Here is a 14,930-nt window from a genome sequence, read left to right on the forward strand (position 1 = left end):
GATGTCATTCGGCGGTCTTGGTCTTCCGGGCCGGATTTCTGCGGGCACGAGGAACGGCCGCGCCGATGTCTTTCAGACGGACGGCGCGGCCTTCCGGAAACGTCACCAGGAGTTGGAGATCGCCGCCGATCGCCCGCACATAGGCACGCAAGGTCGATAGCTTCATGTCCGCGCGCTTCTCGAGGCGCGAGACATAGACCTGGCGGCCCCCTAGCCGTTCGGCGACTGTTGCCTGGGTGATCTCCTCGGCACGTCGCAGGTCCCTCAACGCGAACTCCTCGGCGATCAGTTCGGCGCCGCGCGCTCTGATCCGTGCCTGTCGCTCCGGCGTGAGCGTCGCGAGGATGTCGTCCGCCGAAACAGAGGGATGGTCATCTGTCACCGGGAGCTCCCATCCTTGCGCAAGGCCTTCAGATGCTGGTCGAAACGGGCATCGGCCCGCTTGATCAACGCGGTATAGAAACGTTTCCCCGAAACACCGGACTTGTCATCGGCGACGAGGAGAATGCCCGTTCGAACAGGATCGAAGGCGAAGGCCACCCGCCAGACACCATCGTCGCCTCGAAGCGAAGCTCTTTCATGTTGGCATGCTTCGAACCATTGAGCGTATCCGCCCCGGGCCGTCTCAATCCAGGGCCCGCGACCTTCAGAAGCTCGATCATGGCCAGCAACTCGTCCTGAACCGCCTCCTGCAGCTCATCGAACTCGCGCCGGAATTCATGGTGAAGCTCGACCTGCCAGCCCACTCTTCATACCCTGCACGGTATGTTTTCGAAAGGGTCGGCGCGACCCTCGACGCAGAGTGAGATTGGGGCGATCTCAAGCTTGGCGGCAAGCCTCCGAGTGGGCGGGAAGACACGGGGACCGCGTGTGCTCATGCGGTGCATTTTCAAGACGCACCGCTTATATATAGCCCACTGAACGAATCGCAGGCGTACCCGGGGACCGAGCCGGGGCACGAAAATCAAGCAAAGACCCGCCTGCCTGGGGAACTTGATGTCCGACATGACCGACGACGACACCTCCCGCAACCTGGCGGCCACGGCCTATGGCGCGGAATCGATCCGCGTGCTCAAGGGCCTGGATGCCGTGCGCAAGCGGCCCGGCATGTATATCGGCGACACCGACGACGGGTCGGGCCTGCATCACATGGTCTACGAGGTGGTGGACAACGCCATCGACGAGGCGCTGGCGGGCCATGCCGACGTCGTCACCTGCACCCTCAATGCCGACGGCTCGGTGACGGTGTCCGACAACGGCCGCGGCATCCCCACCGACATCCACAAGGAGGAGGGGGTCTCGGCCGCCGAGGTCATCATGACCCAGCTTCATGCCGGCGGTAAGTTCGACCAGAATTCCTACAAGGTCTCCGGCGGCCTGCACGGCGTCGGCGTCTCCGTGGTCAACGCCCTGTCGCAATGGCTCCGCCTGCGCATCTGGCGCAACGGCAAGGAGCACGCGATGGAGTTCCGCCACGGCGACGCGGTCTCCCCGCTGGTGGTCGTGGGCGACGGCAACGGACGGCGCGGCACGGAAGTGTCGTTCCTGCCCTCCACCGACACGTTCACGATGATCGAATTCGACTACGCGACGCTGGAGAAGCGCCTGCGCGAACTCGCCTTCCTCAATTCCGGCGTGCGCATCGTCCTCACCGACGCGCGCCATGCCGAGCACAAGCGCGAGGAGCTGTTCTACGAGGGCGGGATCGAGGCTTTCGTGCGCTATCTCGACCGCTCGCGCAAACCGATCGAGGGCATGACGAAGCCGGTCTTCGTGCGGGCCGAGCGCGACAACATCCGCGTCGAGGTGGCGTTGTGGTGGAACGACTCGTTCAACGAGACCGTGCTGCCCTTCACCAACAACATCCCGCAGCGTGACGGCGGCACCCACATGGCGGGCTTCCGCGCCGCCATGACCCGGCAGATCACCGGCTATGCCGAATCCACCGGCATCACCAAGCGCGAGAAGATCACCCTCACCGGCGAGGATTGCCGCGAGGGCCTCACCGCCGTGATCTCGGTGCAGGTGCCCGACCCGAAATTCTCGTCCCAGACCAAGGACAAGCTGGTCTCGTCGGAAGTCCGCCCGGCCGTGGAGAACGTCCTCAACGAGGGCCTCTCCAACTGGCTCGAGGAGAACCCGGCCCAGGCGAAATCCGTGATGGGCAAGGTCATCCTCGCGGCCTCCGCCCGCGAGGCGGCGCGCAAGGCCCGCGAGACCGTGACCCGCAAGGGCGTGCTCGACATCGCCTCCCTGCCCGGCAAGCTCGCCGATTGCCAGGAGCGCGACCCGTCGAAATGCGAGATCCTCCTGGTGGAGGGCGATTCCGCCGGCGGCTCGGCCAAGCAGGGCCGCGACCGCCACTTCCAGGCCGTGCTCCCCCTGCGCGGCAAGATCCTGAACGTCGAGCGCGTGCGGGCGGACCGGATGCTCTCCTCGGCCGAGATCGGCACGCTCATCACGGCGCTCGGCGCCGGCATCGGCCGCTCCTCCACCGACCGCGAGGGCTTCAACCCGGACAAGCTGCGCTATCACCGCATCATCATCATGACCGATGCGGACGTGGACGGCTCCCACATCCGCACCCTGCTGCTGACCTTCTTCTTCCGGCAGATGCCGGAGCTGATCGAGCGCGGCTACGTCTACATCGCCCAGCCGCCGCTCTATAAGGCCGCCAAGGGCAAGACCGCGATCTACCTCAAGGACGAGCGGGCGCTGGAGGATTACCTCATCGATGCCGGCGTCGACGGGGCCGTGCTGCGCCTCGCCTCCGGCGCCGAGTTCGGCGGGCCGCAATTGAAGGTCCTTGTGGAGGAGGCGCGCCAGTTCCGCGGCCTGATGCAGGCGCTGCACACCCGCTACGACCGCGCCACGGTGGAACAGGCGATGATCGCCGGGGCCTTCCGCACCAACGTGGACGAGAACCCCGACGAGGCGACGAAGCGCGCCGCCGAGATCGCCCGGCGCATGGACGTCATCGCCGACGATATCGAGCAGGGCTGGGAAGGCTCCGTCAGCGAAGGCGGCTACGTCCTCAGCCGGACCCTGCGCGGGGTGCGCCAGGTGGTGACCCTCGACGCCTCGCTCATCGCCTCGCAGGAGGCGCGCCGCCTGTCCGACCGGGCCGAGGCCCTGCGCGAGATCTACGGCGAGCCGGTGACCTATGCCCGCAAGGGCGAGGAGACCGTGCTACACGGGCCGGTCGGCCTGTTCGAGGCGGTGATGGCCTTCGGGCGCAAGGGCCTGCAGCTCCAGCGCTACAAGGGTCTCGGCGAGATGAACCCGCAGCAGCTCTGGGAGACGACCCTCGACAGCGAGGTCCGCTCGCTCCTCCAGGTTCGGATCAAGGACACCCAGGATGCCGACGACCTGTTTGTGAAGCTGATGGGCGACGTGGTGGAGCCGCGCCGCGAGTTCATCCAGGAAAACGCCCTCAGCGTCGCCAATCTCGACGTCTGAATGAATGCGGCCGGGAGGGTCGACATGAGCAACATCATCCGTCCGACCTTCGGTCAGCCGCGTCGGCCCGAGCCCGTCAGGGACGACGACCGTGTCGAGGTGACGACGCAGCGCGTCTACGGGGAGGCCCGCGATCACCGCGTCTGCCTCGTGCGCGACGACGACGCGCCCGGCGGGGAGGTCTACAAGGTCGTCGTCGGGCGTCTCGCCGGACAAGAGGTCAGCACCGTGGCGATCCTGCCGGCCACGGCCGAGGGCGAGGTGGATGCCGAGATGGTCGCCCTCGCGATCCTGCGCACGCTGAGCCTCATCGACGAGGACGACGAAACTCCGGGCATCGCCTGACGCCGACGCGGGTTCGCATCGACAAGTCGGCGATCGACTTTGCTCGGGTCGTTCGTGTGTCGCCGGTTTCAGGATGCAGAGCCGGTGACGACGTTTGCGAAACCGGTTCAGGGACGCGGCTTTCCCTCCCCGGCGACACGCCGATCGAGAGCGATCCGATGGCCGATGCAGGGCCGATACCCCTGCCGGAACCGGCCGGTCGCCCACCGCGACATCGAGACGACCCCATCGCGCCCTTGTATACATGGTCGACATCGCGCTGTTCGGCAGGGCCGGAACCGCGTTCTTCGACCTGCCGCGGGAGGACAGAACCATGAGTCGCAACCCCGTCGTCGTCGCCGTGGCGATCACCGGTTCGGTGCCGCGCAAGAAAGACAACCCGGCCGTTCCGGTGACGATCGCCGAGCAGATCGAATCCACGCATCGGGCCTTCGAGGCCGGCGCGACGCTCGCCCATATCCACGTCCGCAACGACGACGAGAGCCCGTCTTCCGACCCGGACAAGTTCGCCGCCGTGCAGGAGGGCCTGCGCAGGCACTGCCCCGGGATGATCGTGCAGTTCTCCACCGGAGGACGCGGGCGCGACCCGGCCGGGCGCGGCCTGTCGCTGAAGCATCGGCCCGACATGGCGTCGCTGTCCACCGGCTCGGTGAACTTCCCCACCATCGTCTACGAGAACCCCGCGAGCCTCGTGACCGCCCTCGCCAGCCAGATGCAGGCATACGGCGTCCGGCCGGAGATCGAGATCTTCGACCTCTCGCACCTGCATGGCGCCAGGCGCCTCGTGGAGGCGGGCCTCATGGACGCGCGCCCGCATGTGCAGTTCGTCATGGGCGTGCAGAACGCCATGCCGGCGGACGAGCGCCTGCTCGACATCCTGCTCGGCGAGATGCGGCGCATCCTGCCCGAGGCGACCTGGACGGCGGCCGGGATCGGCCGCAATCAGGCGGTCGTGATGGAATGGGCCCTGGCGCGCGGGGCCGACGCGGTGCGTACCGGCCTGGAGGACAACATCCGCATCACGAAGGACCGCCTGGCGGCCAGCAACGCCGAACTCGTCGGCCGCGCCGTGGACACGGTGATCCGCCATGGCAGGCGGGTCGCCAGCCCGGCCGAGGCTCGCACCGCCCTCGGACTGGCGACCTAACGGATGAGCGGCCCGGCTTTTCATCCGGCTGGATGAAGCCGGGGGTCACGTCGGAGGCCGTCGCGTGGTCAGTGCCTCCGGCTGGCGAGCACCTTGTCGATGCGACGCCCGTCCATGTCGACCACCTCGAAGCGCCATCCTCCCGCATCGAAGGCATCGCCGACGCCGGGGATCCGTCCGAGCTGGAAGATGACGTAGCCGGCCAGGGTGGTGAAGTCGTCGCTGTCGGGCGTCTCGGAGAAGGCGAGGCGTTCGAAGGCCTGCCGGGCCGGCATCATGCCGTCGATGAGGAGCGATCCGTCTGCGCGTTCGACGACGTCGGGCTCCTCGCCCACCTCCGGGATGTCGCCCGCAATCGCTTCCAGGAGGTCCGTCTGCGTGACGATGCCCTCCAACGTCCCGTATTCGTCCACCACCACGGCCATGCGCATGGGCTGGCTCTGGAAGGTCTCGAGGACGGCCAGGATGGTCATGCTCTCGTGCACGACGATGGGCGGCTGCGTGGCCACGGCGAGGTCGATCTCCTTGCCGTCGAGGACCTGGTCGAGCAGGTCCTGCTTGCGCACGATGCCGACGAGTTCGTCGACCTCTCCGCGACTGATGACCACCTGAGCGTGGTCGCATTCGCGGATCGCCTTGAGAACCACGTCTCGCGGGTCGTCGAGATCGACCCAGAACACCTCGTGGCGTGGGGTCATGATGTCCCGCACCTTTCGCTCCCCGATGGCGAAGATGCGCTCGACGGCCTCCTGCTGAACCTCCCGGATGAGGCCCGCTTCCTGGCTCGCCTGGATCAGCAGGTTGAGTTCGGCCGTCGAGTGAAGGGAGCCCTCGCCATGTCCCGGCTGGAGGCCGCAGAGGCGCAGTACCCCGTTGCCGAGGGCGTTGAGGAAGAGGATCGCAGGGCGGAAGACGAGGAGGAACAGGCTGAGGGGGCGGACCACGGCCAGCGCCGTGCGCTCGCTGCGCTGGAGGGCGAGGCTCTTCGGGGCGAGCTCGCCGAGCACGATGTGCAGGGACGTGATGATGGAAAACGCGACGACGACCGCGACGGTGTGCGAGGCCACCGAGCTGAGCCCGATCGGCAGCCATGTCAGCGCAGGCTCGACGAGGTGAGCGAGGGCGGGTTCGCCGACCCAGCCCAACGCGAGGGACGACAAGGTGATGCCGAACTGCGTCGCGGCGAGATGGGCATCGAGCCGGTCGGTCGCCCGCTGCAGGGCGCTCGCATGCGCGCGACGTTCGGTGACGAGTTCCGCGACCCGCGAGCGGCGCACGGAGACGAGGGCAAATTCAGCGGCAACGAAGAACCCGTTCGCGAACACCAGCACCAGGACCGCCACCAGCCCCAGCACGGTCGACCATGCATCTTCGGAAATCGCCGTGACCCTTTTCGAATGAACGGCTTCACTTACCAGCCAAGGGGCGCTCGATCCAAATGGCCGGGGAGGCGGATGCCCAGATTCACGCCCACAGGATCGATGGCCCGACACCATAGCCGGCACTCAAATCGAACGACTCGCTATGTCGTCATGCTCAGTCTTTTCCGACAAATCGCGGCTGATTGTCGGTCGCGCAATGAGGCGTGCATGACGCCGCTCGATATCTGTATTCGACAGATCGATCAGGCCTGCGCCTCCACGCAATCGACGGCAATCGATGACGTTGCGAAAGCTTGGGATACCCTCGCGTCCTCAGCTCCAGTCGACATCGAGATCCATGGCGCGTTCGAAGGCGGCCGCTTTCATTTCGCGGCCTTTCGGATCGGCCACGCAGATATCCTTGAAGCCCCGGCCTGCCAGCTCCCAGGTTTTCTCCAGAGCCTGATCAGCGGTGCCGCACGCGAAAACCAGCGCGCGTCCGGCGTGATCGTTTGCCTTAACTTTGTACAAGATCGGTCTCCGAGCCGTTCGCTGTTCGTTATACGCGAGCGAGGGGCATCGGGCGAGAGAGCCGGACGACGTTCGAGGGTCCACGGGCCGGCACGAACCGGCCGGGCCGGAGCCGCTTTGGCCTGAACGGCCTGTCGGTCCACGCATGTCTCGTTTGACGAGAGCCGTTGGTCGACATCCCCAAACGCGAGTGCTCACGACACGCTGTCCTACCCACTTAAGTTTGCCCCAACATCGCGGATAAACCACTGATATCGCAGAGCTATCGATTATTGCTGCTTGTAGAAAACCCACTAAGTCCGGGGATTCTAGCCATCAAAGATTGCGTAGGGCGGCTTTCAGTCCCTTGCTCATCCTCCGCTCCAACTCGGACGAATCACTGTCCGCATTCATATGAGTTCCCAAGGAGCTTGGTCGATTCCCGGCTGCGCGGTTTCATTTCGCCTCGATGCAATGAAGCGCAGCACAAAAAAGCCGCCCGAGAATTGGGCGGCTTTTTGCAATCAGATTTCCGTTGTTGGGTTGCCGCGCTCCACCTACTCCGATCGATCGGATGGGCCAGCGCGATCAGAGAGATGGCTGCTTCAGCAAGTGCTTAAGCTTGGGACTGAGTTCGTAGAAGCGGGACCGTTGAGTAGGTCCGTCGTATACGGGCTCGAAGCCGTAGGCATTGAGGCGTTTTCGCTCCACGATCCAGTGCCGACGACTTCGAGCCGCCAGCGCTTGGAGGGAGATGTACCGGCGCTGGAAGGCTTTGATGCAAGCGTTCGGGACGATGGCGATCGGGCCGTTCAACGCCGGATGCCGAACGAGTTTGGTCCAGACCAGACTAAGGCCTTCCATCTGCTGAAAATCACGTTGTGTAATGTTCAACGTTTGCGCGAATCGCCACGGTGTGAGACCGGGCAGGGGTGCCATGTGAATGGCGTTCTTTACGTCCTCGACCGAGACGTAGATGGCGTGGATGCCTGCTTCGTTGGGGTTGCGAAAAGCTCGTACGGTTTGGTCCGTGATCATCAGGCGGACGACGTCGGGAAACGTGCAACGGGCTTGGCGGGCGACTTTAGTGGCGCGAGCGTAAGTGATGTCGGGGGTGCTGGAGGTAAAACGGGTTGAAGATCCTGAAATGATTTGGTCCAGGAGAGTTGTGAGTTCGGTGCGAGCGTAGGCGTTTTGGGTTGGGTCAGTGATCGTCGAGAAGATTGGCCGGACTATCTGCCCAGAAATCAGTTCGTCGAGACGGTCGGAGTTGATCTTGAGGATGCGGCTTGCTTGTCGGTGGGTAACGGCATCGCGTGCGGTTTCGAGGAAGGCGGTCGCTGCGGGTGTTTCTGGAATCATGGCGGTTTCAGCGGGCCGCGACGGCGAGGCAGGTAGGACTTTCTCAGCAATAAGCCAGGTACGCATCATCGCAGGGCGCGAGTGGAAATCTGCCGCCGCCGTCCGAATGGTATGGCGGCGTCGAACAGGAAGGATCCGGCTACAGACACTGGCACCAGCGGGGAGCGGGAGTTTGGCGGAAGCGTGGTCCGCGACGAGGTCCCGGAGGGGATCGAGGCACAGGTCGGTTTGCCTGCGCAGCCACTGGTAGAGACCGCCGTATAAGGCTGTCAGGTTGATACCGGACAGATTCACGAGGCCGGCTCCATTGAGGCGGTGATCGAAATAGTTCCAGAGCTCGCTGGGACCGGCGGCGAGAATACTAAAACCTTTTCGCCGTGCAGCTTGCAGGGCCGGAATGGTGTCGATTGCCGGGCGGCTCTCCTGCGCTGAAAACAGGTCCCGCCCGAGCACCTCACAGGCCTGGGCAACCATCGGCAGCGGCAGTCCGCCCAGTAGCGGGATGGACCGCGCGTCGCCGCGCAACCGAGCGAAGAGGTAGGCATCGTAGTCTGACACGGGGCAAGGTACTGCGTGGCGAATCCACATTTCGAGATCTGGTAAAATCGGTCGGATCCAGCGAGTGAAGTCGGTCCGCGTCTGACCGGTTTGGCCGGTATCTGGCTCGACGAGCACGACGCCATGGCTTTCACAGACGGGCAGACAGGCGATGTGCCAGTGAGCCCGCCCAAAGACTGCAAGGTCGGGACGTCCCGGAAATGTCTCGACATCGTTCCGCAGGCACAACGGGCAAATCCGCGTTTGCCGCTGAGACAAGATCTTTTTGGGTAAGATCTCATATCCTACCGAAGCACCACCGGGCGTTCGGATGGGAGACCATCTGGCGAGATCCTTGCCGGAGACGTTGGCAGCTTTTGCAAGATCGGCCAGCACTTGTGCGTCACCGGACAGGATGCACGACCACGGAACCTCGAGATTGGCACACATTGCGGCCGCCCCGGGGATACCGAGCTGGGCTGCGTGACGTGCGAGAAGGCTGGCAGCGGTCTCGTAACGTCCCAGGGGGAGGGGGCGTCGGAAGGTGGGGAAGAGCGACAACATCGTCGGTCACCGCTTCCGCGGTGGCGGCGGCTGAGGCGTGTCCCTGTCGAGGAACTTGCTGCAGTCGATGTGTTGCCAATCGGCACAGAGATAGGGATTGCGGTCGCTCGGCCAGCCCGAGGCGCGTTGGACGACCTCAGCGAAATGGGCGATGCGCAAAGTTCCGTCGGTCGACATCACGGCGATGCCGATGGCCTCGATAATGAGGTCGATCGCGATGCCAAGCATGCGACCGCAGACATGCGCATGCCGGTAGACGAAGTCGCTCTGAAACGGGACGTCGACGGCGATTTCGGCAAGCTCCGCATAGAGCCTGATGATGCCGGGCAGTTCGACCTCGATATCGCTTTGGCTGAGCTCCGGCACCGAGACCAGCGCCCGGAACCGGCGGCGGATTTGCGGATCGCGTTCGAGCAAGCTCAAGCCCTCGGGCAGGCCGGATAGGATGATGCCGAACGGGGTCTGACCATGATCGGTCAGCGCCGTCAGCTTATCGCGGATCCAAACGATCTCGTTGTCGGATTTGCTTCTGCGGATACGGGCCGCCTCATCGAAGTGGATGAGGACGGTGTCATGGGCATTCAGGAGATCGTAGGCCCGAGCCCAGACATCATGATCGGTGGCCCGGTTTCGGATCGGATAGCCGAAGGCGTCGCAAACTTGGACGCCAAGCGTTCGAAACGTGCATCCCGGAGGCACGTCGATGGAGACGATCGGACAGGACGATCCGGGCACGCGGTAGTCCGGGAAGAGGTCAGAGGCGGTTCGGATCGCGGTTCGGACCGAAAACGTCTTACCCGCTCCGGAGCCACCGGTGATGAACAGGCCGACCGCGCCGAGGTCGTTGACCGGCGTGAGCGTAGCAGCCGCAGCCGGCATCGGCCGACCGTGGATTTCGGCCCAGAGCGTGAGGTACTGGGACCAGACATGCTGTGCGCGTTCGATCGCATTCCGCGCAAAGAGGGCTTGCGCGAAGCAGAACAGGATTTCGAGGCGGACCCGATCATGGGTCGGCGTCGCGATCAGATGAGCTCGAAGATGCATCATGGCCGCTTTCTCAGGCTGGAGCGCGGCGTAATCAGTTTCGGCTCCGGCGAAGGGCCGACGGGTGGCGTGCCGGGAGTGAGGCTGGTCCCTGTCTCGATATTGAGAGTGCTCGGCTCACGTCCTGCGGCCGAGACTGACTCGACCGCGTCTTCGCTCCGCGCCCGGAGGGTGATGCCGAGGCTCATTTCCGCGTTCTGGATCGCTGCGGCGGAAGGACGGGTCACGCCGAAGGCGGAAAGTGCGATCGCGCTGGCACTCTCAGCCATAATGTCGCGCCGGGCGGCGTCGACGACATCCGCGTAGACAGCGGCTTCGCGACCGAAACGCTCGCGCAGCCACGTCAGTGTCTGCACCTGGACCGTGAGGGGAATACCGACGAGCGAGGGATCGAGGGCGGGCACGGTGATCCACATGTCGCCGATGCGGACGCTGACGGCTCCGAGATCGAACGGATCGAGGCGAACCTCGACCGTCCGCACCACGTCCTTGCGCCGTGCCTTACGGCCATCGTCGTGTAGCCACTGCGTCCGTCTGCGATAGTCCTGCAGTGCTGCATGCTGATAGTCGCTGCCGAGGATGCGCAATCCGTGCGAGCCGATCGGTCGCTCGAGCGGGATCCCGAACAAGACGCGGCGCTGGTCCGCGTCGGGTGCCGGAGGCGCACCTCGGGTGGCCATCAAGTCTCTCCAGCGCGCGATCGGCATTTGCCCGCCGAGGCCCGCGTGCGGGCGAACGTGATAGAGGTCGAAAATGTAACGAAAAATCAGTTGGAAAACCTGATCGTCGTCGAAGACGGCACGTTCCTCGGCCGGGTAGTCGCCTTTCGCCACTGAATTGTGGAAGGTCCGTCCGCTGAAGTTGGACAGCAGCCCGGTATGCAGGGTGCCAAAGAAACGCTCGATGTGACCGCGCATCTGCGGAACCCCCTTGGGCCCGATGAGATGGCGGGCTCCGAGCCCGTGGATGGCGGCACGAACCGTGCCGTTGACCATCGAGCTGCCGCCATCGGTCGCGACCTCGTCGACACCGCTGTGCATGTCGGCCGCTGCCTGCACGCCGAACGCTCGAGCGAACGGAGTCTTGTCACGGGTGGCCATGGACAACGCATTGAGGACGTTCTCGGCGCAGGCAACGCGGGAGAGCGACAGTCCCATGACGACACGTGGGGCGACATCGAGGACGACGGCGACGCACACGCGGCCAATGCTTTTGATCGCTTCCTGCTCGACAGGCGTCAGGTCGGCCCACAAGCCGCTTTTCTTGACAAGGCTCATCAACGGGAGTGTGAATTCATCGACCTCCCAGCGTGCTCCGGGATATTCGGCCTCAAGGCCCCCCGAGTTGACGAAGTACGCCTTTTGCGCGCGTGAGCGATCGGTCCGCGCGGCGAAGGTCTCGTAGGGATCGAGACGATTGATAGCGGCAATCATCGTGTTCTTGCAGGGGATCTTGAATGGGCTCAGCCCCTGCTCGACACGCGCGAGGTTCTCTTGGCCGATCCTGACAGTTAATTCTTGGTAGCAATCCTCCTTGCTCCAGCGTCGCTCGTCCGCATAGAGGTCGGCGCACTCATGCAGCAAGACACGAACGCGCGGGGGTATCTGCATGGAAGAGCCGCCGCAATGGCGGTAGCCGTCCCGCAAAGCGAGGATATGCCGGCCGCCGGCCTCATACCGCCTCTCCCAACGTTCCAGCGTGCTCGGCGTCGGCGGCAGGGCTGTTTCGACTTTGACACCGGCCCGGACCGACTTCGATTTAGACTTCGCGGTGACCGCGTTCTTTGGCCCAGGAGCCGATGACAGGGCTCCCTGAACGAGCAAGTCTTGGATCTGGGACTTCAGGGCCTTGATGGCTTTGGCGAAACCGGTCCGCGTCTTGGGGTAGGATTTCCGGTCCTGCTCATAGAGTGTTTGGAAACTCTGGCACCACAATTCGCGATGCAGGAGCTTGGCTTGTTCTTCGGCGTCGAGATCGGCAAGGGCATCGACCCCGGCCTGCAGCTGCGCGCGTGCGGCGGATTGCGAGAACGCGCCGCGTTCCACCTTGAGCCGGTTTTCGCGTGCCGCCTCCCAAAGGTCCGCATAGGTGTACGCGATCTTGTGAGCCGGGTTGTCCTCGCGGACAAACAGGTAACCCCGGTCCAGCTTGGAGTGGACGCTATGCGCGATCGAACCGATTACGATCCTGTCCGACCGGCCGATCTGCATGACGGGATTAAAGGAGAAAGCCATCAGCGCGCCTCCTCGGTGCCGGTGTAGCGGACCTGGAGCGCCGGCGTGATCGAAGCCCCGGAAACCGGTGTGAGGATCCCGCGACCGATCAGGCGGACGATGGATCGAAAAGCCCGTCCGTCGCCAAGGTCTCGCACGATCTCGGCAATGGTCATGACGTTGGAGCGCTCGGCGACATAGGTCTCGACGGAGGCATCGAGCGGCTGCACGCGATCCTTACGGGCGCTGTTAATCAGGCGGGCATTGTCGGTGGCAACGCGATCGAGATCGCGGCGCGTGACGACGATGACGCGTGCCGCCACGTCTGGGGGGATCTGCGCGGCGAGGTGGCGGATCTTTTTCTGGAAGTTTGGGCTAGCGGCGCGGGCAGGGGCCTTCACCTCGACCAGAACTCGCTCCCCGTCGGTGTACTCGACCAGCTGATCGAACGTGTAGCTTCGGGTTTTCCCATCCGTGTCGCGATAGGTGATAGCAGGCGGTTGTTCGATGACATCACGGACATCCGGGCGGGCAAGGAACCATTCCGTCGTGCGTGCCTCACTGTCCGAATCGAAGGCACGTATGCGTCCATCGGGCCCTACGAGGCTGCCGCGGCACCGGCCCCCGATCGCCTGATCGAGATCCCGGCTCGATCGCGATGGCCTCGGCGGAAAAACCGAAGGTCGGTTCATCGGATAGATAGGCGACGGCGCGGCGGGATGAGGTGATGAGACGATCGGGCCGGCCCCGTTTGGTGTCTTTGAGAGAGAAGCGTGCGAACTCACTGGAAATCCTCGTGCGTCAGGGATCGCGCTACCGGTCGGCAGCGTCGGAAGGTGGAGGTAGACAGCCGCCAGGGATCCGCGCTTAGGCGCAGAGTCGGATGGGCGACTGGGTGCTCACGTGACGGAGAGGATGCTGTGTCCGGTGCGAGGCCTATCGAACCTCTGACATCCCGGTACGGGCTCTTGCGCCGCATGCATTGACATGCGACTCTTCAGCCAGTGTCGGCCGAATGCGATTCATCGCAATCAGCGGACACAGCATCCGACTGGATGGATAATCGACGATTGCTCTCTTTCCGGAGGCGTCGATTTTCAACGAATCTCCAAGGGGAGTGTCCGGTCCTACTCGGACGCTCCCTGGGGATTCGAACCTACACTGTGTTCGCCATTTTGGACTCCTTTGACGCGGCGAGGCCCTCTGCCGTCGCGCTTCGATCTAATCTTAGGCGCACTTTCCCCTCGAAGAATAGCACGTCATCGTTCCTGCGATGTTCCGCACCGGGTCAACCGAAACGGTGGCACGAGAAATTCCCAATTGAGTCAACCTCTTGGTCCGACTCGGCATTTCCCGATATTTTCGTTTTGGCACCTGCGATTTTGGCTGCAATTCATGAATCGCTAACTATGAATCGCTGCAGAAGCCAATTGCGAGAAAACTTTGCGCGGCCAATTTGCGATCAAACGCGTGCCGAAAATCGATCGAATGCGGATATCGGCGTGACGTAGATGTCCGCGTCATATTCGTAGATCTGCCGCCGCAAAAATTCGAACTCGAGTCCTACTTCTTCCTCCGGGAGGTCTCGGTACCAAGACCGCCGCTGGCCAGATGAGCCGTCAGACCACCTGTACTGGCGCGCCTTGAGTTGCGCCTTTCGTTCGTACGGCGCGTTTGACGCCCAAACCCGGAACACGGGGGTTTCGCTCCGACGAAGCAGATGAGTGAAGCCGGTCAGGCCTGAGCGGGGCAGGGGGCGCGAGAGGATCTCCAGGGTCGCTTGGCAATCCTCGGCCGCTCGGTGGGCGTCAAAGAACAGACCGAAATCATGCGCGATGTATGAGAGCTTGCCGCCCGCAAAACCCTCGTCCCGCCAAGGCACGTCAGCCAGCGAGCAGGCCCATCGTTTTTTCGCAAAATCTGCGCAGAGATCCTCGGCGAACTGGCGATCGAAAGCGGCATTGTGCGCGATGACGAGGTCGACCGGCTCGACAATGCGCTTGACGGCGTCGAGATCAATCATGCACCCAGAGACCATGGCCCGGGTGATGCCGGTCAACCGTGTGATCTCCGGCGTTATGGGGCCAAACGAATCTTGAAAGCTCGAGAAGGGAGGATCTGCTGACAGGATGCGCCCGTCATCGGTGTAGGTGAACGGGACCATGCCCAGTTCAATGACCTCGCTGGAAGCGGGGTCCAGGCCCGTCGTCTCGACATCGACGATCAATCCTCTTCGGACTTCGGCATCATCATGAGACCCGTAAATTTGCTTAGGTATTAATCGTCGCAGAACACGGAAGTGATCGCTATGCTCAAGCGCCGAGGCGCAAAAGTCGAGGTCGATAAAAGCGGACATGCAAACCTCCTCTTGTTGGCTGCATGTTCCTA

Annotated in this window: 12 protein-coding genes; 3 read left to right on the forward strand and 9 right to left on the reverse strand. The window is 63.7% G+C overall.

Features of this window, described 5'->3' with window-relative positions; translation table 11 throughout:
• Nucleotides 1-4: 4 nt before the first annotated feature.
• Nucleotides 5-382: a helix-turn-helix domain-containing protein gene (locus tag ASF08_RS03920; protein ID WP_056141594.1), complete on the reverse strand. Its 378-nt coding sequence runs from the start codon at nucleotides 380-382 to the stop codon at nucleotides 5-7.
• Nucleotides 383-446: 64 nt separating this feature from the next.
• Nucleotides 447-746, reverse strand: a complete 300-nt coding sequence (locus ASF08_RS26095; RefSeq protein WP_338011736.1) for a type II toxin-antitoxin system RelE/ParE family toxin — start codon at nucleotides 744-746, stop codon at nucleotides 447-449.
• Nucleotides 747-1,005: 259 nt separating this feature from the next.
• Here ASF08_RS26095 and gyrB point away from each other — a divergent pair, with 259 nt between their 5' ends.
• From gyrB to ASF08_RS03940, 3 genes are all read left to right on the forward strand, one after another.
• The gene (gyrB, locus tag ASF08_RS03930) at nucleotides 1,006-3,459 is read left to right on the forward strand and encodes a DNA topoisomerase (ATP-hydrolyzing) subunit B (protein ID WP_026175818.1); all 2,454 of its coding nucleotides are present in this window, start codon (nucleotides 1,006-1,008) and stop codon (nucleotides 3,457-3,459) included.
• A 24-nt stretch (nucleotides 3,460-3,483) separates the two neighbouring features.
• Nucleotides 3,484-3,804 (forward strand): hypothetical protein, encoded by a 321-nt coding sequence (locus ASF08_RS03935; RefSeq protein ID WP_244474444.1) that lies wholly within the window; start codon nucleotides 3,484-3,486, stop codon nucleotides 3,802-3,804.
• Between the two features lie 313 nt (nucleotides 3,805-4,117).
• Entirely contained in the window at nucleotides 4,118-4,951 is an 834-nt protein-coding gene (locus tag ASF08_RS03940) for a 3-keto-5-aminohexanoate cleavage protein (protein WP_056141726.1), read from the forward strand.
• 68 nt (nucleotides 4,952-5,019) lie between these two features.
• On the opposite strand, the gene ASF08_RS03945 is transcribed toward ASF08_RS03940, so the two are convergent.
• The 7 genes from ASF08_RS03945 to ASF08_RS03975 form a co-directional block, all read right to left on the reverse strand.
• Nucleotides 5,020-6,276, reverse strand: coding sequence for a hemolysin family protein (locus ASF08_RS03945; protein ID WP_056141729.1), 1,257 nt, complete (start codon nucleotides 6,274-6,276; stop codon nucleotides 5,020-5,022).
• Between the two features lie 369 nt (nucleotides 6,277-6,645).
• On the reverse strand, nucleotides 6,646-6,843 hold the full coding sequence (locus ASF08_RS03950; RefSeq protein ID WP_018043142.1) for a hypothetical protein: 198 nt from the start codon (nucleotides 6,841-6,843) through the stop codon (nucleotides 6,646-6,648).
• Between the two features lie 567 nt (nucleotides 6,844-7,410).
• Nucleotides 7,411-9,285, reverse strand: a complete 1,875-nt coding sequence (locus ASF08_RS03955; RefSeq protein ID WP_082473041.1) for a TniQ family protein — start codon at nucleotides 9,283-9,285, stop codon at nucleotides 7,411-7,413.
• A gap of 6 nt (nucleotides 9,286-9,291) precedes the next feature.
• Complete coding sequence (locus ASF08_RS03960; RefSeq protein WP_056141605.1) at nucleotides 9,292-10,332, reverse strand: ATP-binding protein; 1,041 nt, start codon at nucleotides 10,330-10,332, stop codon at nucleotides 9,292-9,294.
• A complete protein-coding gene (locus tag ASF08_RS03965; protein ID WP_056141608.1) occupies nucleotides 10,329-12,563 on the reverse strand; it encodes a DDE-type integrase/transposase/recombinase in 2,235 nt (744 codons plus the stop codon). Before ASF08_RS03965 ends, ASF08_RS03960 begins: the two co-directional genes overlap by 4 nt.
• Nucleotides 12,563-13,327, reverse strand: a complete 765-nt coding sequence (locus tag ASF08_RS03970) for a TnsA endonuclease N-terminal domain-containing protein (protein ID WP_156629438.1) — start codon at nucleotides 13,325-13,327, stop codon at nucleotides 12,563-12,565. Before ASF08_RS03970 ends, ASF08_RS03965 begins: the two co-directional genes overlap by 1 nt.
• Nucleotides 13,328-14,004: 677 nt before the next feature.
• Nucleotides 14,005-14,898, reverse strand: coding sequence for a 3'-5' exonuclease (locus ASF08_RS03975; RefSeq protein ID WP_056141616.1), 894 nt, complete (start codon nucleotides 14,896-14,898; stop codon nucleotides 14,005-14,007).
• Nucleotides 14,899-14,930 lie beyond the last annotated feature (32 nt).

This window comes from Methylobacterium sp. Leaf85, assembly GCF_001422125.1.
In the GTDB taxonomy this organism is placed as follows: Bacteria; Pseudomonadota; Alphaproteobacteria; order Rhizobiales; family Beijerinckiaceae; genus Methylobacterium; species Methylobacterium bullatum.

Bases quoted from the DNA above. Each gene is read 5' to 3' on its own strand.
- ASF08_RS03955 (WP_082473041.1), bottom strand. From the start codon at position 9,285: ATGTTGTCGCTCTTCCCCACCTTCCGACGCCCCCTCCCCCTGGGACGT.
- gyrB (WP_026175818.1), top strand. From the start codon at position 1,006: ATGACCGACGACGACACCTCCCGCAACCTGGCGGCCACGGCCTATGGC.
- ASF08_RS03940 (WP_056141726.1), top strand. From the start codon at position 4,118: ATGAGTCGCAACCCCGTCGTCGTCGCCGTGGCGATCACCGGTTCGGTG.
- ASF08_RS03965 (WP_056141608.1), bottom strand. From the start codon at position 12,563: ATGGCTTTCTCCTTTAATCCCGTCATGCAGATCGGCCGGTCGGACAGG.
- ASF08_RS03960 (WP_056141605.1), bottom strand. From the start codon at position 10,332: ATGATGCATCTTCGAGCTCATCTGATCGCGACGCCGACCCATGATCGG.
- ASF08_RS03935 (WP_244474444.1), top strand. From the start codon at position 3,484: ATGAGCAACATCATCCGTCCGACCTTCGGTCAGCCGCGTCGGCCCGAG.
- ASF08_RS03975 (WP_056141616.1), bottom strand. From the start codon at position 14,898: ATGTCCGCTTTTATCGACCTCGACTTTTGCGCCTCGGCGCTTGAGCAT.